Genomic DNA, 19,230 nt, shown 5'->3' with positions numbered 1-19,230 from the left:
GGAGGGGAGGATGAAGCTCCTCTATTCCTCCACCCCCAGCTGCCAGAGCACGAACGCCATTTCGTCGGCGGATTCCCTGAGGCTCTCCCAGCGGCCCGACTTGCCGCCATGCCCCGCGCCCATGTTCGTCTTGAGCACCAGAATATTGTCGTCGGTCTTGGTCGCGCGCAGCTTGGCGGCCCATTTGGCGGGCTCCCAATAGGTTACCCGCGGATCGTTGAGCCCGCCCGAGATGAACAAGGGCGGATAATCCTGCGCGCGGACATTGTCGTAGGGCGAATAGGACCGGATCAGTTCGAACGCCTTGGGGTCCTCGATCGGATTGCCCCATTCGGGCCATTCGCCCGGAGTCAGCGGCAGCTCGGCATCGAGCATCGTGTTGAGCACGTCGACGAACGGAACATCGGCGACCACTGCGCCCCACAATTCGGGGTCCGAATTGACCACCGCGCCCATCAGCTCGCCGCCGGCGGATCGCCCGGCGATCGCGATTCCCCCCGCATGGGTGAAGCCCCGCTCGACCAGCCCCTTCGCCACGTCGACGAAATCGTTGAAGGTGTTGCTGCGCTTCTCGAGCTTGCCTTCGTGATACCAGGTCTGGCCGAGATCGTCGCCGCCGCGGATATGCGCGATCGCGAAGGCCATGCCGCGGTCGAGGAACGACATCCGGCTGGTCGAGAAGCCTGGCGGGACCGCATAGCCGTAGGCGCCATAGGCATAGAGATAGAGCTTGCCGCTACCGTCACGCGGGAAGTCCTTCGGATAGACGATCGACACCGGCACCTCGACTCCGTCGCGCGCCGCGATCTTGATCCGCTCGGTGCGGTATTTCGACGCGTCATAGCCGCTCGGGATTTCCTGCACCTTGAGCGTCTCGATCGCGCCGGTGGCGACGATGTAGTCCTGCACCGTCCCCGGCGTGACCATCGATTCATAACTCAGCCGCAATTTATCGACGGCATATTCGGGATTGTCGGCCAGGCCGGCGACATAGCTCGCCTCGGGAAATTCCAGCCGCACGGGGGCGATTGCGGGATCGTAGCGGTGCAGCTCGACTTGATCGAGCCCGTCCTCGCGGCCCTCGACGATGAAAAAATCGGCGAAGCACGCCACCCCGGTCATATAGAAATGCGGCGAAGCCGCGATCCGTTCGACCCACTCGCCCGGATCGGCAATGCTCGCGGTGACCAGCCGGAATTGCGGGTCCACATCGTTGGTGTGGATGAACAAGGTGTCGCCGTGCAGGTCGACGTCATATTCGCGGCCACGCTTGCGCGGGCTGACCAGGATCGGATCGGCGAGCGGATCTTGGGCGGGATAGAGCCGGATCTCGGTGGTTTCGTGGTCGCTGGTGGTCAGCAGGATCCACTTGCGGTCGCTGCTCGTCTCGGCGCCGACCGAGAAGCCGAGTTCCTCCTCATAATAGATCACCACGTCTTCGGCGGGGCTGGTGCCCAGCCGGTGCAGCTTGATCGTCCGCGTCCGCCAATTCTCGTCGGTAACGCCATAGAGGATGGCGTCGCCCCCGGCAGTGAAGACGATGTTGCCGATCGTCCCCTCGATCGAGACATCGCCCCATTTGCCTGCGGCGCCTTCGATCTTCTCGCCGATCGCGGCACCGCCGCTCAGATCCTTGAAGCGGATCGTGTAGCGCTCGCCGCCGTCATCGTCGGTCGAATAGGCCATCAGCGCGCCGTCCTCGCTGATCGTGATCGCGCCCACGCGGAAATATTCCTTGCCCGCCGCGAGCGCCGGCTCGTCGAGGATCAGTTCGTCCGCGCCGCCCGCTACCGGCTTGCGCCACCAGCGCGGATATTCGCCGCCGGTCTCGTAATCGGTCCAGTAGAGCCAGTCGCCGTCCTTTTGCGGCACGGTCGATTCGTCTTCCTTGATCCGGCCGCGCATCTCCAGGAACAGCCGCTCGCTGAGCGGCTTCAGCGGCGCGATCACCGTCTCGAAATAGGCGTTCTCTTCGTCGAGATAGGCGAGCACATCCTTGTCGGTGACTTCGGGATAGCCGGGATCACGCAACCACGCCCAGGGATCCTCGATGGTCACGCCGTGGACGGAGAAGCTGTGCGGGCGGGTGGCGGCGACGGGGGGCTTGGCAAGATCGGTCATCCCCCGCCCATATCGCAGCTTGGCCGCGTGTCGAAGCCCCTCGTTCAGCCGAGCGGCAACGCCGGCTGGCCACCCTGGTTGGCACGGACGATCCGGTTGCGCCCTGTCTCCTTGGCCTCGTAGAGCGCCTTGTCGGCGCACGCGATCGAATCGTCCAGCGCCTCGCCACCGAAGCGGCAGATCCCGGCGGAGAAGGTCAGCGCTTGGCCGTCGCACACGATCAGCGGACTCGCGATCAGACGCCGGCCGACGCGCGCGAGCACCCGCGCCGCTTCTTCCTCGGTCGCCCCGCGGAACAACACGGCGAATTCCTCGCCGCCCCAGCGCGCGACCAGATCGCCGCGGCGAAGCTCGGACGACAGCCGCGCCGCGAAGTCGCGCAGCACGCGGTCGCCCTCGTCATGCCCGAAGCGATCGTTGACCGCCTTGAACCGGTCGAGGTCGAGCAATGCGATCGCCCCGCGCTGCTCGGCCGGCAGCAAATCCTCGACGTCGGCGATGAAGCCGCGCCGGTTGCGCACGCCGGTGAGCAGATCTTCCTTGGCCGCGAGATCGAGCGTGCGCATCCGTGATTCGGCTGCGCTCGCCGCACGGTTGACGCTGCCGAGCAGGCTGCCGATGACATCGTCGCTGCCATCGGGCAGCGGCGCGACGGTGCCGCCCTCCTCAAGGGTCGCGAGTGCGCCCTGCGCGACATGGATCGGCGCGAGCATCGCGCCGATGCCGTACAAGGCGATCCCCATGCCCACGACCGTCGCGAGGAGGAGCAGCAGGAATTCAGGGAGCGCCAGCCGCCCGCTAGCCGCGCCCCAGCCGGCATAAGCGAGCAAAGGGATATGCGTCGCGACGAAGCAGAGCGCGAACAGTCGCATGCGGAAGCTGCGCGGAAACAGGAACGAGCTGGCCAGATAGAAGCGCATGATCCCTCGGACATGGTGCGGCGATCGTCGCCTGTCCGGCCAATCGTCTCAAAAAACCGTAAAGCCGCCGTCAAGCGCGCGGCGGGCGAACGGGTTCCTTAGCTCGAGCAGCCGCGCGCAGTCACCGGCCAGTCACCGACGATCGTGTCGCCTTCGAGCACCCAGAACCGGTCATAGAGATTGACCGTCGGATCGCAGTGCGGCGGCATCAGCGTCACCCGTCCGCCGAGTTGCGGCAGATTGTCGCCAAACAATGCGCCATGCTCGTCGCCGGTAAAGGCGTAGCGGCTCGCGCGCGGCGCGCCGGCGAGCACCACCGGCACCCCCGCATCGGTGGCGAAGGCCTTGAGTCCCGAATCGATCGTCACCATTCCCGGGGTGTTCGCGCTCACTACGGTGGCGTCGACGAACAAAGCCGGCTCGAAGCGCGGGCCGGCGAGCTCGCAATCCGTATATTCGCGATCGAGAAATACGTACGATCCGACCTGCAGCTCGGTGAACACGCCCAGCGACGCATCGATCGCGAACGTACCGGTGCCGCCCCCCGTCACGATCGGCACGTCGAACCCCGCCCCGCGCAATTCCGCCAGCACCGTATCGAGATATTCGGTCCGCTCGACGATCGCGGCGCGCCGTTCGGCGAGGCTGTGGATATGTTGATGCGAGCCGCAATAATATTGGACGCCGCCCAGCCGCAGCGTTCCGGTGGCAGCGATCGCCTGCGCCAGCGCGACCGCCGCCGCGGCGGAAGTCACGCCGGTGCGGTGGCTTCCCGGATCGACGTCGACGAATACGGTGAGGCCCCCGGCGCCTGAACCCAGCGCCCGCACATTCTCGGGGTGATCGACCACTACCGACAGCGTGATGCGCCGGTTGAGCGCCGCCAGCCTATCGATCGCCGGTGGCGCCACCACGGGCGAAGTCAGGTGGATGTTGGCGACGCCGGCGTCCGCCTGTGCCTCGGCCTCGGCCAGCTTGGCGCAGCAGATGCCGACGGCCCCCGCGGCGATCTGGCGCAGCGCAATGTCCGCGCTCTTGTGCGTCTTGGCATGCGGCCGCAGCGCGATGCCCTGCGCCTCGGCGAACGCGGCCATCGCCGCGATATTGCGCTCCAGCGCGGCGCGGTCGACGATCAAGGCGGGGGTGGGCAGCGCGCTGCGGGGAAAGGCCATTGCCCCTCTTAGCGCTTCCAAAATAGGATTCCATCGGCCAACACCGTCCGATTGCGGAGGCCAGCTTCCCGCGCGCGATGCGACACGCGCCTGGACCGTGAAGTTCGGCTCCCCCCTGAGAAGTTCGAGGATTGGTGCCATGTCCAGCTATGCCGACCGTCTCCACGCTCTCCGCGAGCAATTGAAGCGTGACCGGCTCGACGGCTTCGTCGTGCCGCTTACCGACGAGCATATGTCCGAATATGTCGGCGCTTATGCCCAGCGGCTCGCCTGGCTGACCGGCTTCCAGGGCAGCGCCGGCGGCGCGGTGGTGCTGTCCAGCGAGGCCGCGATCTTCACCGACGGGCGCTACACGCTCCAGGTCCGCCAGCAGGTCTCGGCCGACGACTGGGAATATGTCCCGGTGCCGCAGGTCAGCATCGCAAGCTGGCTCGGCGAACACGCCCCCGATGGCGGGCGGATCGGCTATGACCCGTGGCTGCACACTCGCGCCTGGGTCGACGAAGCACGCAAAGCGCTGGCCGAACGCGGCGCCGAGCTGGTCGCCGTCGACACCAATCCGATCGACGCGGTGTGGCCCGATCGCCCTGCCCCCTCCGACGCGACGCTGAGCGTCCAGGACGATGCGGCCGCCGGCCGTACCTCCGCCGCCAAGCGCGCCGAGATCGCCGAATGGCTGTCAGCGCGAAAGGCCGACGCGGTCGTGCTGTCGGCGCTCGATTCGATCGCCTGGGCATTCAACATCCGCGGCAACGATGTCAGCCACACCCCGGTCGCGCTGGCCTATGCGATCGTGAATGCCGACGGCACTGCGGACCTGTTCGTCGCGCCCGAAAAGATCACCGATGCGGTACGCCAGCATCTCGGCAATGCTTGTCGGCTCCACGATCGCGCCGCCTTCGCGCCCGCGCTTAAGGGCTTTGCCGGCAAGCGCGTCGCCGCCGATCCCGAGCGCGCCGTTGCCGCGATCTTCGATTCGCTCGATGCGGGCGGGGCGAAGGTGCTGAGCCTGCGCGATCCCGTGGTGCTGGCCAAAGCGCTCAAGAACCCGGCCGAGATCGCCGGGCACAAAGCGGCGCAGGCACGCGACGGCGCGGCGCTGGTGCGCTTCCTCAAATGGTTCGAGGAAACCGCGCCCGCCGGGGGGCTCACCGAAATGTCGGCGGCGGACAAGCTGAAGCAATTCCGCGATGCGACCGGCCTGCTCAAGGATCTGAGCTTCGACACGATCTCCGCCACCGGCCCGAACGGCGCAATCCCGCATTACAAGGTGACTGCGGAATCGAGCCTGCCGATCGAGACCGGCCAGCTCTATCTGGTCGATTCGGGCGGCCAATATGCCGACGGCACCACCGATGTGACGCGCGTCGTACCGGTGGGCGAGCCGACCGCGGAAATGAAGGACCGCTTCACCCGCGTGCTCAAGGGCCATATCGGCATCGCCACTGCGCTGTTCCCCGACGGTACCACCGGCGCCCAGCTCGACAGCTTCGCGCGCGCGCCGCTCTGGCAGATCGGGCTCGATTTTGGCCACGGCACCGGCCACGGCGTCGGCGCCTATCTCTCGGTCCATGAAGGGCCGCAGCGGATCGCCCAGCCTTTCTATCCCGGCGGCCAGAGCCTCGAGCCGCTGCGCGCCGGCATGTTCCTGTCGAACGAGCCCGGTTATTACAAAGCGGGCGAATACGGCATCCGCATCGAGAATCTGGTGCTGATCGTCGACGCCGCGATTCCCGGCGCCGAGCAGCCGATGCTCGGCTTCGAAACGCTCACCTTCGCGCCGATCGAGCGGCGGCTGATCGAACCGGCGCTGTTAACCCCAAAGGAACTTCAGTGGGTTAATATGTACCACGCGCGGGTGCTCGAAGTGATCGGCCCGCAACTGGGTGGGGAAGAACGGCAATGGTTGGAAGCGAAGGTCGCGCCAATCGGATGATGTGGTTCCTGGCGGGTGCCGTCACCATGGCGATGTACCTGATGGGCCCGCACGTCCTGATCGACAAGGGCTATGCCTTGGGATCGTCCGCCGCAGGCTGGGTGAAGTCGCGCTGAGGCTCGGCCTGCGCACGCGCCTGCTGCTTGCGTTTCCTGAGATTGGCTCGCAGCGCCTCGGCGCGCCGGGCCTGTTTTTCCGCATCGTTCATGCGGAGCACCGATAAACCGGCCGGCTTCGGGTTGACAATCACTCGCCCCCAAGCACATAGGCCCCTCCCGCCCGGTCCCCGACCGGCGAGTGCTGCCGTAGCTCAGTGGTAGAGCGCATCCTTGGTAAGGCTGAGGTCGTGAGTTCAATCCTCACCGGCAGCACCATTTTTTCAAAGGCTTAGCGAGACTTGCCTTCGGGCACCCGGTCCACGAAGGACGCCGCGCCTGCGACGACGGGAGGGTCGGTTCGGGAACCGACAGCAACCTCGCTAAGGTGTGTCCCTCGAGATCCCGAAGTCCAGATTCTCGCCCGCGGCATAGGCATCCCATTGCCGGCGGGTGCGGAAGGCGCCCTGCCCCTTGTCCCACGCCGAGCCCGAATAATAGACGAACGGCTTTCCGGGCGTGACCCGCAACAGGACCAGGTGATTGTCCGCGTCGGCCCGTATCTCGGCGATCATCGCGGGATCGACGCGAAGCGCAATCGCCATGCGGCCATGATCGCCCTCCGCCGGGCCCCACCAGGATAGCAGGCCTCTCGCCCGGTCGACGGTAAGGTCGCCGGCCCCCTGGCCGGTGGTCCTTTTGCCGATGCCGATGCCGACCAGCATCGGCTTCGAATCGTCGGACGCGATCGTCGAGACCATGCGCGTGAAATGCGTGCCGAGCGGGAGGGTGAAACGCCGCGTTTCCCAGACCCTGCGGCTCACGCCGACCGGCCACGGCGCATAATCGACCGTGAAATCGGCGGACTTTCCGCCCGGCGACAGGATGCGATGCCGGACATAGTTGCGCGAAGTCCACAGCTTGTTGTCGTGCCAGATGCCGAGCCCGCCGGCGCCGCGAGTCGAGCCGACATTGTAGAAATCCAGACCTTCCCCGCGATAGCCGTGCTGATCGCCGCTGCGCAGCTGGCGATCGGCGAAGGGCCAGCCGACATTCTTGCCCCAGGAATCGATCCCCGAGCCGGAAGGCGGCTCCGCTGCCTCGAGCGCGTGCCCATAGATCCGATGCGCAGTGCGATCATTCTCCCACAGCAGATCGTCATAGCGATAGTCGGCAAGCACCACCGCAGCCTGGGCTTCCCGGCTGGGCGGCGGTGGCAAGCTGCCCGTGGCGGCAGGCATTGAGGGCGCGTCTGCGCGCTGCGCCGAACCAGGCAGCGGCAGCGCCATGGCCACCGGTATCGCCAGCGCCGCGAATGCGCTCCGAACGATCAAATTTCGCATCGAGCCTCTCCTTTTGCTGCTTCCGGTCGCCGCCAGAGGCACGGTGGGCATTGCCGCTTCGAATCGGCTTGCGCGCTCCCATTATAAACCGAATTTATTTAAGTTGTCATATGACTGATAACAGCTACAGTCGGGGGGCACGGAGCAGACTCGCACCGGCACAGAGGAGAGGGCTTTTGGGGCAAGCCGGTAACGACGCTGCGCATGACGATCGCCCATCGCTTCGCAAGCGGCGGCCATCGCTGGTCGAGGCGGCGTGCGAACATATCCGCGCCAGCATCGTATCGGGCACCTATTGGCCCGGCGCGCAGCTTCCGACCGAAGCCGAGTTCGTCGACGTGCTGGGGGTGAGCCGCACCGTGATCCGCGAAGCGGCGGCGCGGTTGGCGGCGGAAGGCCTGGTCGAAGCCCGCCAGGGCAAAGGCCTCTTCGTCAGTGACACTGCGCGATACCAGGCGTTTCAGATCACCCGCGACGAGGTCGACAATCTCGGCGACGTGATCCAGTTGCTCGAGCTTCGGCTGTGCGTCGAGACCGAGATGGCGGCGCTGGCCGCCGAGCGGCGGACCGAAGTCGACGTGATGAACATGCGGCAGCAGCTCAAGATTTTGGCGGAGGCTGCGGTCGGCATGGAGGATTCGGTGAAAGCCGATGTCGAATTCCACAGCGTCATCGCGCGGGCGAGCAAGAACGCCTATTACGTCAAGCTGATCGACTTTCTGGGGGTGCGGCTGGTTCCGCCGCGATCGCTGTATCTGCGCCAGGGCCAGGCCTATGCCGGCGACAGCTACAAGGCAGTGATCAGTGCGGAACATGAAGCCATCCTCGACGCGATCATCTGTCGCGACCCCGAGCGCGCCCGGATTGCCGCACACACCCATATGAGCGGAAGCCTCAAGCGGCACCGCGGGCTTCACGACTTTATCGCGGCCGGCGCTTCGACCGGCTGAGCCGAACACACCGCAAATATCAGACCTGAAGACAGTTCGGGCACCGACATTGCCGAAAGATCAACAGATCACGGCCGAGTTGTATGACATCTTATAGGGAGAGGTTCTTTGAAGGTTTGGCTTCGCGCCTCAGTGGCGATGATCGCGCTGGCAGGCGGCGCACATGCGGCAATCGCGCAGACGGCGGCGGCGCCGGATCCGGTGGCTAACCAGCAAGCCGATTCCCCGACGGCAGCGGATCCGCAGGACGGTGCGAGTGAAATCGTCGTTACCGGCATCCGGCAGAGCCTTGCCCGCGCCGCCGAGATCAAGCGCGAGTCGACCGCCGTGGTCGATTCGATCGTCGCCGAGGATATCGGCAAGCTTCCCGATCTGACCACTGCGTCGGCGCTCCAGCGTGTTCCCGGCGTGCAGGTGGTGGTCGGCGGCAACAACGAGATCGTCGGCGCGCGTATCCGCGGCCTCGACGACATCGTCACCACGCTGAACGGCCGCGAGATCTTCACCGGGGTCGGGCGCGGCTTCGCCTTCCAGGACCTGCCGGCGGAAGCGCTCGCTGGAGTCGACGTCTACAAGTCCAATTCGGCGGAGCGAATCGAAGGCGGCGTCGCGGGCGGCGTCAATCTGCGCCTGCGCCGGGCGCTCGACTTCAAGGAGCTGACCCTATCGGGCAGCGCGCGCGCGACCTATCTGCAGGAAGCCGGCTCCAAGAACACGATCAACCCGGCGGTGAGCCTGCTCGCGGCAAACCGGTGGTCGACCGGCATCGGCGATATCGCGGCGATGGCCAGCCTGTCCTACCAGCGCAACGAATATGCCCGGCCGATCGCCTGGAACGACTGGACCCGGAGCACCAACGCCGCTCCGGGGAGCACCACGCCCAATCTACAATCGCCCACGGGCTTCGCGGCCGCCACCGAGTTCGGCCATTACGAACGCCCGCAAGCCAATTTCTCGGTCGAATGGGCGCCCGATACGAGCACGAAGATCTATGTCGAAGGATTATACGCCGGATATCGCGGCAACGTCTTCCAGGCGCGTCCGACCTTCCGCGGCTTCACAGCCACGTCTTTCCAGGCGCAAGCCGGCGACACTTGCGAAGACTTCGCGGTCGGCCCCGACGGCTATTACACCTCGAACCTCCGCGGCCCCGCCAACCCGACCGGAACCGGCACGATCCAGCGGCTGTGCAACGCGACCGGCTACACCGCGCGCAATCTCGAATATTACACTGCGACGGTGGCCAACAAGGCCAGCACCGACATCTATGTGATGGCTACCGGCTTCAACAAGGAATTCGGCGCACTCACCTGGAACACCGACTTCTCCTATGAATCGTCGACGAGCCGGAACAACAGCTTCCGTGTCGATATCGGCAAGCGCATCCCCGAACTCATCCAGGTTCGCGACGTGGATCACGAAGTTCAGGCGACGATGCCCGGCAATCCGATGAACGATCCGGCCGGCCTGACCTTCGTCAACGGCATGACCGAAGACATCAACCGCAGCCGCGGCACCTTGTGGTCGGTCATGAGCGACATGAAGTACGACTTCGACGGCGTCCTCGACTATATCCAGGGCGGTGTGCGCGTCGCCAGACGCAAGGCGGATTTCGAGCAATATCTCGGCGGCCCGCCGGCACCGGGCGGCTCGTTCGTCACGCCGCTGGCCACCGCGGGCCTTCCTGCCGATATTCTGGCGCAGGCGCCCGGCGTTCCGCAGATGAACGAGGGCGCGTCCTTCCTGCAGATCGACCCCGAATATCTGTTGAAGGAGTCGATCAAGCGGCAGTTCCGGACGCTGTACCGCATCTCCCCGGACACCCCGGCGTTCGACCCGACTCGCGACTATGACGCGCAGGAGAAAGCCTATGCCGGCTTCCTGCAGGCAGGGTACGCGTTCGGGCTGTCCGACACGATCTCGGTCGACGGCATGGTCGGCGCCCGCCTCACGCGGACCGACCGCACCATCGCCGGAGCAGGACGCGTGACCGATCCGGTAACCAGCACGTCACGAGTGGTATTGGTCAATCGCTCGACCAGCGACACCGACCTGCTCCCCAATGCCAGCGCGCGAATCAAGTTCGGCGGCGGTCTGCAGGCGCGCTTCAATTATTCGAAGACGCTGTCGCGGCCCAGCTTCGGCCAGCTCAATCCCGGCCTCAGCTATGTCGTATCCTACGTCAACACGATCCAGAACTCCGGGTCGGGCGGCAATCCCGACCTCAAGCCGCAAAAGGCCGACAGCTACGATGCGTCGCTCGAATATTATTTCGGGCGCAGCAACTACGTCTCCGCGGTGGCCTTCTATCGCGACATCAAGGACCGGGTGATTACCGGTACCGAGGTGCGGACGATCGACAGCCTGCAATATGTGATCTCGACGCCGCGCAACCTTGGCTCGGCCAAGATCAAGGGCATCGAAGTCGGCGGGCAGCTGTTCCTCGATTTCCTTCCGGAGGGGCTGGACGGGGCCGGCCTGATCGGCAACTTCACGATCATCGACAGCGAAGTGACGACGCCCGGCGACCGGCTCCAGGGCCTGCCGCTGCTCGGCGTCTCCAAATATAATTTCAACGCCGGGCTGATCTACGAGAAATACGGTGTCTCGGCGCGAGCGATCTACACCTATCGCTCGCAATATTTCGACGCCGACATCACCAACGGCCTGTCGCTCCGGCCGGTCTCGATCCCGGTCGGGCTCAACGGTATCCGTGCGGCGGGACGCCTCGACTTCGGCTTGAATTACGACCTGACGTCGAACATCACCGTGAGCCTGGCAGGGACCAACGTTACCGGACAGCGGACCCGCAACTTCGAATCGCGCGAGGATTTCGTCCGCGAGGTCCGTAACGACGACACGACCTATTCGCTCGGGGTTCGCTTCAACTTTTAAGTGCACTTCGTTCGCCTCGGCTCACAGGCAAGACAGACGCGGCCGCCCGGTCGGCCGGACAGGAGAGATAGTTTTGAGCAAGAATCGAATGTTCGTGGCGCTTCAGCTCGCTGCCGCTCTGGCGACAACTAGCTTCATCGCGATCGATACGGCGAATGCGCAGGTGGCCGCGTTCAGTCAGCCGCAGGCGCTACCCGGGGATGTGCGGGTCGCGCGGACACAGGACGCAGTGACGATCGACTGGCCTTCGGCGCAAGGCGAGCGGGCGCAGCTTGTCCTTTCGCTCGATCGGAGCAAGCCGCTGATCAGCGCGCTCTCCGTTGCAGGCAAGACGGTTATCGGCGGGGTCGATCCCGCCGGCGTGGTCACGGTCGGCACGCGCGACCTCAAGCAGGGCTGGACGATCTTCTTCGACAATCCCCGCACGCGCCCGTTCGAGAGCTTCCCGCTGACCCTGACGCGTAGCGACATCAGCGTCCGCGCCGAGGGCGGCTATACCCGGGTGATCGTCGGCGGCGCGACGGCGGGACCGTTCTCGGGCAGTTATCAGTTCACGATCTACCCCGGCTCGCGACTGGTTCGTGCGGCGATGGTAATGGCGACGCAGCGCCCGGCGACTGCCTATACCTTCGATACCGGCCTCAGCGTCGCATCCTCGGCGGCGCTGCCATGGCGCTCGATCGCCTTCACCGACATGGCCGATGCGCTGGTCCGCCAGGAAGGCGATGCGTCGCGCAAGCCGGCGGTCTCGCCCAAGGTCCGCGCGCGCATGATCGTGGCGGAAGGAACCGGCGGCGGTTCGCTAGGCATCGTGCCGCCGCCGCACCAATATTATTACCCGCTCGATTACGCCAATAACGACAATTCGACCTGGTATGGCAGCGACTATCGCAATCTCAGCGGGCGCACCGGCTTCGGCGTGCGGCAGACGCTGGAGGGCGATCGCCGCTGGGTGCCCTGGGTCAACGCCCCGCCCGGATCGCAACAGGACATGGGCGTGTTCCTGCTGCCCGACGGCGGCGATGCCGCGAGCGTCACCAAGGCCGCATTGGCCTATACCCGGGACGATCGCTTCAAGGCACTCGAAGGGCATCACACCTTCAGCAGCCATTACCATGTCGAGCACACCGAGGCCTATCTCAACACCGCGCGGTTCCAGCAATCGACCGGCATTCCCGACGGGCTCGAGGCACCCGACTTCGTCAAGCGCTTCAAGGCGATGAACGTCGAGATCGTCCATCTGGCCGAGCTTCATCTGGGGCGCGAGGCGCTCGATCGTGCCGGCGACCGGCTGACGCTGCTCAAGACGATGCACACCGAGACCGCCCGGCTGTCGGACGACAAGTTGCTGCTGCTCCCGGGCGAGGAGCCCAACGTCCATCTCGGCGGGCATTGGCTCAGCTTCTTCCCCAAACCCGTTTATTGGACGCTGGACCGCAAGGAAGGGCAACCTTTCGTCGAGGACGATCCGGTGCTCGGCAAGGTCTATCATGTCGGCTCGCAGGACGACGTGCTCAAGCTGATGGAGGCCGAGCACGGCTTGATGTGGACCGCGCACCCGCGGATCAAGGGCTCCTATGGCTTCCCCGACTCGCACAAGGACACTGCGTTCTTCAAGAGCGACCGTTTCCTCGGCGGCGCGTGGAAGAACATGCCGGTGGATTATTCGCAGCCGCGCCTCGGCTGGCGCGTGCTCGACACGCTCGACGACATGAACAATTGGGCGGCCAAGCCTTCCGAGCGCAAGTTCGCGCCGGGCGAAGTCGACGTGTTCCAGATCTCGGCCGAGAGCGAGCTCTACGCGCATATGAACATCAACTATCTGCGGCTCGACGGTCCGCTTCCCCGCTACGCCGACGGGTGGCCCACAGTGCTCGACGCACTGCGCGGCGGGCGCTTCTTCACCACCACCGGCGAAGTGCTGATCCCCGAATTCACCATCGACGGCGCGAAGAGCGGCGAAGAAGCCGCGTTCGGGCGCAACACCCTGGTGCGCGCCAACGTCGAATGGACCTTTCCGCTCGCCTTCGCCGAAATCGTCAGCGGCGACGGCACCAAGGTCTATCGCGATCGCATCGACCTGGCCGGCAGCGCGCCGTTCGGCAGCCGCACGATCGAGAAGCGGATCGACCTGCGCGGCCGCAAATGGGCGCGAGTCGAAGTGTGGGACGTCGCGACCAACGGCGCCTACACGCCGCCGGTCTTCCTGAAATCCAAGTGAACCCCTGAGGGCGCCGGCCAGCCGCGGGCATCTCCGGGTGCTCGCGGCCGGGATGCCGCTTGATGGCCATGGTCTGGAGCCTGGCCAACCTGCGTCCCGGAGCAGATTGCGGCGGCCGTGTTGGCGCCTGCATCTCGTGACTACTGTCCGGCTAAAGTCCGACTGCGGCGAACAAGATGGACGCGGGCGAAGCCGATGTGCCATCCGTGGGCAAACGTCGGCGGCTGACCGGCGCTCAGGGGATGATCCGAGAGGGAGAGATCATGATTTCGATTCGGGCGATACTGGTCGCGCTCATGATGCCCGCAGCCGCGCTGGCGCAGGATTCGATGGAACAAGCGCGCGCGATCGCCGACGCCACACCCTCCGCGCCGCAGCATTTGTCGCTCGTCGAACTACCCCTTCCAGCGGGCAAGGCGATCGCGCTGTTCGACGGTCGCAGCCTTCGCGGCTGGACGGCATGGCTCGGCTATCCCGATCCGAGCGTAACCTACAAGGCAAATCCCGGCGCCGTGCCGATCGGAGTCGGGCGCGATACCCGCGGCGACTTCGCGGTCCGGCAAGTCGACGGTGCGCCGGCGATCTGGGTCAAGGGCGAAACCTGGGGGAGCCTGGTGCATCGCGCGGACCTTCGCGACTACCACCTTCGGCTGCAGTATAAATGGGGGGCGAAGACCTGGGCGCCGCGCGTGGAGGCGCCGCGGAACAACGGCCTGCTCTATCATAGCCATGGCGCGCCGGGGGAGGTGTTCGGGACCTGGCGGCCATCGGTCGAATTCGAGATCATGAAGGGATCGACCGGGATGGTCGTCACCGTCGGCACCAAGGTGCGCGCGCAGACCAAGGTGGCGTTCGATCCGTCGCTGATCGCCCCGCATTTGCGCTTTCGCCTCGGGGGACGCCCGGTCGATATGATCAACGGTACCCCGACCTGGAACGTCGAGGCGGCAAGCGACGCGGAGCGCCCAATCGGCGCGTGGAACACGCTCGATCTCTATGTCCTCGGCGACCGCGCGATCCACGTCGTCAACGGGGTGCCTACCGCCGAGGTAACAGGCCTGGCGACGATTTCGCCGGACGGCACGCGATCGCCGCTCACCCACGGCCATATCCAGCTCCAGTCCGAAGGAGCGGAAACCTGGTTCCGGGCGATCACCATCGAGCCGATCCGCGCCTTGCCGAAGATCGTCGGCACGAACGGTTAGCCTATCGCGCTGGATGCGACTCACCCCGGGCCATGGGCGGGGGCAACCTATTCGAAACCAAAGGCGCTTAGGGGGTGTCTAGGAGCAGGATATGTACAGCATTCAGGTCGATACGGCGCATGATGTCGTCGAGGTGACGCTTGGCGGCCTGATGCCGCTGGACGAAGTGGCGGCCTATATCGCCGATCTCAAGCACACGATCGCCACGCACAAACTCGATGGCAACTACGCGATGGTCATCGACGTGTCCGCCTGTCCGATCCAGTCGCAGGACATGATCAAGGCGATGGGCGCACACATGGCGACGATGCCGAAGGCGCGTTCGCTTGCGATCGTCACGGGCAGCTCGCTCGCCCGGATGCAGATCCGGCGGCTGTTCACCCAGCCCTATGCCCGGATCGTTGCCACCCTCGACCAGGGTCGTGCTTGGGTCATATCTGGAACCGAGCCGACTGCTTGACGCTCTGTGCGGCATATCCGGAAAGCGGCGCGTCGCACGACGGATCAATCTAAAATGGCTTGGCCACTGCCAGCACCGCGATGATCGCGACTGCGAGAGCCACAGCAGCCGGGACGCGCGGCGGACGAGCGGCCGGACCCTGTCGCTCGCCCGGCCATAAACGTCGGAGCCTACCCGACTGGATGCCGTGGAGCCCGGTGAGCGCCACCACGAAGATCAGCTTCGTCCACAGCCAATGACTCGAGAACCATGCTCCGGTGGCGGCCACCAATGTGCCCGACAGCCAGACCATCAGCATCGCCGGAACCGTGACGAGACGATCCCACCGCGCGATGATGCGCAGCGTCTCGGCGCCGCCTCGCGCCTGCGCCGCGATTCCCAGCGACTGCGCGAAAAGGCCCCCGACGAAGATCAGAACCGCAGCGACGTGCACGCCCTTCAGCCAGAGGTAGACCATTTCTGCTCCCCGACTCGGTTCGCGGCGGCATCGACCTGCTTCCGGCGCAGGAGGCCGGCGTTGGCGAAACCTCCGAACGGTATGAATGCCGCAACGATCAACCGCGTCACCTCATGCCGAGACCAGCCGCCGCCCGATACCGTCGCGATGACGCTCCACGCATAAGCGACGAACGCAACCCCGTGGACGGGGCCCATGATCCGGGTAGCCGCCGGATATCCCAAAGCATGCTTGAGCGGCACCGCGATGCCGAGCAGGATCAGCAGCGTCGTCGCCTCCGCGAAGGAGGCAAGGCGCAGCCGGCGGATCTGGGCCTCGTCGGCGTTCGCCACCCCGTCCCCGGCCGCGCTCATGCGCTCGCCGCCTGCAGGTCTGCCGGATTGGCGCCGCTCCGCTGGAGCACCGCCACCAGCGCATGTCGGGCGCGCCGGCCGGCGTGAGGATCCCGGTGGAATCGCATCGAGACATGGTGCGCGAGATATATCCCGCAAAGCTCCCAGACGATCTGGTCACCGTCGGCGTCCGGATACAAATGCCCGAGATCGATTGCCGCCTGAACAGCGGTCCGGAGCAACGCGCGCCACTCCTGATCCGCGCTGGAGACGCAATCGCGCACGACGCCGGGCACATCGTCGAGTTCGAACAGCCCGGCCGCGATCGGACAGCCGCCGCGAAGCCCTGCGCGTGCGGACCAGCCGAACCACAGGCCGACCAGCGCCATCAGCCGGGGCAGCCCTTCCGGATTGCGCAGCGCCGGCTCCACCACATGCTTGTGCGCCATGTCTCTGGCGGCGTCGAGAAGCGCGATCTCCAATGCCTCGCGTGATTGGAAGTGAGCGAACAACCCGCTTTTCGACAGGTTCGTGGCCTCGGCTAGCCGACCGATCGTGACGGAAGCGAAGCCCCCCTCGCTAAGCCTTTGAAGGCCTTCCGAGATGACCTTGTCGCGTGTTGCTGCTGATTTCATATCTTTTAGTACGAACGGTCGTGCTAATCTGCAAGTCGTATCTTGGCTTGTCAGATGCGGCATGGCTTCCAAGGTGAGCGGCGATCGATGAACTGGCGGCATTGGCGCCCCCGTTTCCCTCCTTGCAAGCCGGCCTCGGTTCCCCGATCAGGCGACTGAGCAAGGAGATGCCGGATGAAGACCAGAGCCGCAGTCGCATTCGAGGCGAAGAAGCCGCTGGAGATCGTCGAGCTCGATCTCGAAGGGCCGAGGCCCGGCGAAGTGCTGGTCGAGATCATGGCCACCGGCATCTGCCATACCGACGCCTACACGCTCGACGGTTTTGATTCCGAGGGCATCTTTCCCTCGGTCCTCGGCCACGAAGGCGCGGGAATCGTGCGCGAGCTAGGCGCCGGGGTCACCAGCGTGGCGCCGGGCGACCATGTCATCCCGCTCTACACCCCCGAATGCCGCCAGTGTAAATCGTGCCTGTCGGGCAAGACCAACCTGTGCACGGCGATCCGCGCGACCCAGGGCAAGGGGCTGATGCCCGACGGGACCAGCCGGTTCAGCTACAAGGGCCAGCCGATCTTCCATTATATGGGCTGTTCGACCTTCTCTAACTTCACCGTGCTGCCCGAGATCGCAGTGGCGAAGATCCGCGAGGACGCGCCGTTCCAGACGAGCTGCTATATCGGCTGCGGCGTCACCACCGGCGTCGGCGCGGTGGTCAACACCGCCAAGGTGCAGGTCGGCGACAATGTGGTCGTGTTCGGGCTCGGCGGCATCGGCCTCAACGTGCTTCAGGGCGCGCGGATGGCGAGTGCCGGCAAGATCATCGGCGTCGACATCAACCCCGATCGCGAGGAATGGGGCCGCCGATTCGGGATGACCGACTTCATCGACGCGCGCGGCAAATCGCGCGAGGCGACGATCGCCGAGATCCTCGCGCTCACCGACGGCGGCGCCGACTTCACCTTCGATTGCACGGGCAACACCGAAGTGATGCGCACCGCACTCGAGGCATGCCATCGCGGCTGGGGCACCAGCATCATCATCGGCGTGGCCGAAGCCGGCAAGGAGATCGCCACGCGCCCGTTCCAGTTGGTCACCGGGCGCAACTGGCGCGGCACGGCATTCGGCGGCGCCAAGGGGCGGACCGACGTACCCAAAATCGTCGACTGGTACATGAACGGCAAGATCCAGATCGATCCGATGATCACCCATGTTCTGAGCCTCGACGAGATCAACAAGGGCTTCGACCTGATGCACTCAGGCGAGAGCATCCGCAGCGTCGTGGTCTATTGATGGACAAGGTCAATCTGGCCGAGAAGTTCGCCGCTTTCTCCGATCACTGGGCGCCGCGGCGCGTGGCCGGCTACAACGGCAACGATATCCGCATCGTCAAGGTCGAGGGCGAATTCGTCTGGCACACGCATGACGATACCGACGACTTCTTCCTCGTTGTCGATGGCGAACTCGACATCGAACTGCGCGACCGAACCGTTACGCTCGGCCCGGGCGAGCTCTTCGTCGTACCCCGCGGGGTAGAGCATCGCCCGGTTGCGCGCCGCGGCGAAGTGCGGCTGATCAATATCGAGCCCGGCGGCACGCACAATCTGGGCGAAGGATCGCCGCAACGGCCCGTGGTCGAGGGCTGATGACTCCGTCCTGGCTGCTCACCCTCGATTGCGCGGACCGGCCGGGGATCGTGGCGGCGGTCAGCGGCTTTCTTGCCGGGCGCGACGGCTTCATCCTCGACAGTCAGCAATATGCCGATCTCGACGCCGGCCGCTTCTTCATGCGCGTCGAGTTCAAGGCGGCGGGCGCGCCGCTGGACACCGATTCACTGCGCACCGCCTTTGCCCCCGTCGCCGAAAGCCTGGCGCTGAACTGGGCACTTTCGGACGCGGCCGCCCAGCCGCGCGTAGTGATCGCCGTGTCGCAGGGGTCGCATTGCCTCAACGACCTGCTGCATCGCCGGCAGACCCGGTCGCTGGGCGTCGAAATCGTCGGCGTGGTCTCGAACCACGAAACGCTGCGCCCACTCACCGAATGGCACGGCCTCCCCTTCACTTTGCTTCCCGCGGACAAGACGGCGCAGGAAGCCGCGATGCGCGAGCGCTTCGAAGCGCTGGGCGCGGACTATCTCGTCCTCGCGCGCTATATGCAGATCCTGTCGCCGGCGTTGGTCGAGCGGCTGGCGGGGCGCTGCATCAACATCCATCACAGCTTCCTGCCGAGCTTCAAGGGCGCGCGGCCCTATCATCGCGCGCACGAGCGGGGCGTAAAGCTGATCGGCGCCACGGCGCATTTCGTCACCAGCGAGCTGGACGAGGGGCCGATCATCGAACAGGCCGTCGAACGGATCGATCACCGCGCCTCGATCGACGACATGATCCGCATCGGCCGCGACATCGAAGCGCAGGTGCTTGCCCGCGCAGTGCAATGGGTGGGCGCCCGGCGGGTGTTCCTCAACGGCCTTCGCACGATCGTCTTCCGGTAAGGA

The 19,230-nt window shown here is 65.5% G+C and carries 17 protein-coding genes and 1 tRNA gene; 11 read left to right on the top strand and 7 right to left on the bottom strand.

Going from position 1 to position 19,230, the window contains the following annotated elements:
• Positions 1–21 precede the first annotated feature (21 nt).
• The 3 genes from E5A73_RS11370 to E5A73_RS11360 form a co-directional block, all read right to left on the bottom strand.
• Entirely contained in the window at positions 22–2,121 is a 2,100-nt protein-coding gene (locus E5A73_RS11370) for a S9 family peptidase (protein ID WP_135963941.1), read from the bottom strand.
• 44 nt (positions 2,122–2,165) lie between these two features.
• Entirely contained in the window at positions 2,166–3,041 is an 876-nt protein-coding gene (locus E5A73_RS11365; RefSeq protein WP_135963940.1) for a GGDEF domain-containing protein, read from the bottom strand.
• A 98-nt stretch (positions 3,042–3,139) separates the two neighbouring features.
• Positions 3,140–4,213, bottom strand: a complete 1,074-nt coding sequence (locus tag E5A73_RS11360) for a DSD1 family PLP-dependent enzyme (protein WP_135963939.1) — start codon at positions 4,211–4,213, stop codon at positions 3,140–3,142.
• Positions 4,214–4,352: 139 nt separating this feature from the next.
• On the opposite strand from E5A73_RS11360, the gene E5A73_RS11355 reads away from it, so the two are divergent.
• From E5A73_RS11355 to E5A73_RS11345, 3 genes are all read left to right on the top strand, one after another.
• Positions 4,353–6,149, top strand: a complete 1,797-nt coding sequence (locus E5A73_RS11355; protein WP_135963938.1) for an aminopeptidase P family protein — start codon at positions 4,353–4,355, stop codon at positions 6,147–6,149.
• Positions 6,116–6,265: a hypothetical protein gene (locus E5A73_RS21375; protein ID WP_168355903.1), complete on the top strand. Its 150-nt coding sequence runs from the start codon at positions 6,116–6,118 to the stop codon at positions 6,263–6,265. The genes E5A73_RS11355 and E5A73_RS21375 overlap by 34 nt, the downstream gene beginning before the upstream one ends.
• A gap of 183 nt (positions 6,266–6,448) precedes the next feature.
• A tRNA-Thr gene (locus E5A73_RS11345) sits at positions 6,449–6,523 on the top strand.
• 104 nt (positions 6,524–6,627) lie between these two features.
• Here E5A73_RS11345 and E5A73_RS11340 read toward each other — a convergent pair.
• Entirely contained in the window at positions 6,628–7,587 is a 960-nt protein-coding gene (locus E5A73_RS11340) for a DUF4861 family protein (RefSeq protein ID WP_135963936.1), read from the bottom strand.
• Between the two features lie 176 nt (positions 7,588–7,763).
• Here E5A73_RS11340 and E5A73_RS11335 point away from each other — a divergent pair, with 176 nt between their 5' ends.
• From E5A73_RS11335 to E5A73_RS11315, 5 genes are all read left to right on the top strand, one after another.
• Positions 7,764–8,537, top strand: a complete 774-nt coding sequence (locus E5A73_RS11335; protein WP_240700138.1) for a FadR/GntR family transcriptional regulator — start codon at positions 7,764–7,766, stop codon at positions 8,535–8,537.
• A 108-nt stretch (positions 8,538–8,645) separates the two neighbouring features.
• On the top strand, positions 8,646–11,432 hold the full coding sequence (locus E5A73_RS11330; protein ID WP_135963934.1) for a TonB-dependent receptor: 2,787 nt from the start codon (positions 8,646–8,648) through the stop codon (positions 11,430–11,432).
• 73 nt (positions 11,433–11,505) lie between these two features.
• Positions 11,506–13,653, top strand: coding sequence for a CehA/McbA family metallohydrolase domain-containing protein (locus E5A73_RS11325; RefSeq protein ID WP_135963933.1), 2,148 nt, complete (start codon positions 11,506–11,508; stop codon positions 13,651–13,653).
• Positions 13,654–13,916: 263 nt separating this feature from the next.
• A complete protein-coding gene (locus E5A73_RS11320) occupies positions 13,917–14,858 on the top strand; it encodes a 3-keto-disaccharide hydrolase (RefSeq protein WP_168355902.1) in 942 nt (313 codons plus the stop codon).
• Between the two features lie 91 nt (positions 14,859–14,949).
• The gene (locus E5A73_RS11315; protein WP_135963932.1) at positions 14,950–15,318 is read left to right on the top strand and encodes a hypothetical protein; all 369 of its coding nucleotides are present in this window, start codon (positions 14,950–14,952) and stop codon (positions 15,316–15,318) included.
• 49 nt (positions 15,319–15,367) lie between these two features.
• Here E5A73_RS11315 and E5A73_RS11310 read toward each other — a convergent pair whose 3' ends face one another.
• From E5A73_RS11310 to E5A73_RS11300, 3 genes are read right to left on the bottom strand one after another with little or no spacing between them, the layout of a single operon-like run.
• Positions 15,368–15,775 (bottom strand): CopD family protein, encoded by a 408-nt coding sequence (locus E5A73_RS11310; protein ID WP_135963931.1) that lies wholly within the window; start codon positions 15,773–15,775, stop codon positions 15,368–15,370.
• Positions 15,757–16,128 carry a DUF3817 domain-containing protein gene (locus E5A73_RS11305; protein ID WP_135963930.1) on the bottom strand — a complete coding sequence of 124 codons (372 nt, stop codon included), beginning with the start codon at positions 16,126–16,128 and terminating at the stop codon, positions 15,757–15,759. The genes E5A73_RS11310 and E5A73_RS11305 overlap by 19 nt, the downstream gene beginning before the upstream one ends.
• Complete coding sequence (locus tag E5A73_RS11300) at positions 16,125–16,805, bottom strand: TetR/AcrR family transcriptional regulator (protein WP_206366466.1); 681 nt, start codon at positions 16,803–16,805, stop codon at positions 16,125–16,127. The genes E5A73_RS11305 and E5A73_RS11300 overlap by 4 nt, the downstream gene beginning before the upstream one ends.
• 111 nt (positions 16,806–16,916) lie before the next feature.
• On the opposite strand from E5A73_RS11300, the gene E5A73_RS11295 reads away from it, so the two are divergent.
• The 3 genes from E5A73_RS11295 to purU are packed head-to-tail and all read left to right on the top strand — an operon-like array spanning position 16,917 to position 19,227.
• A complete protein-coding gene (locus E5A73_RS11295; protein WP_135963929.1) occupies positions 16,917–18,029 on the top strand; it encodes an S-(hydroxymethyl)glutathione dehydrogenase/class III alcohol dehydrogenase in 1,113 nt (370 codons plus the stop codon).
• On the top strand, positions 18,029–18,382 hold the full coding sequence (locus E5A73_RS11290; RefSeq protein WP_206366465.1) for a cupin domain-containing protein: 354 nt from the start codon (positions 18,029–18,031) through the stop codon (positions 18,380–18,382). The genes E5A73_RS11295 and E5A73_RS11290 overlap by 1 nt, the downstream gene beginning before the upstream one ends.
• Complete coding sequence (gene purU / locus E5A73_RS11285; protein WP_135963927.1) at positions 18,382–19,227, top strand: formyltetrahydrofolate deformylase; 846 nt, start codon at positions 18,382–18,384, stop codon at positions 19,225–19,227. The genes E5A73_RS11290 and purU overlap by 1 nt, the downstream gene beginning before the upstream one ends.
• The last annotated feature ends 3 nt before the right edge of the window (positions 19,228–19,230 follow it).

The organism is Sphingomonas gei, assembly GCF_004792685.1.
GTDB lineage: Bacteria > Pseudomonadota > Alphaproteobacteria > Sphingomonadales > Sphingomonadaceae > Sphingomonas > Sphingomonas gei.
This window is presented reverse-complemented; position numbering and strand designations above follow the sequence as displayed.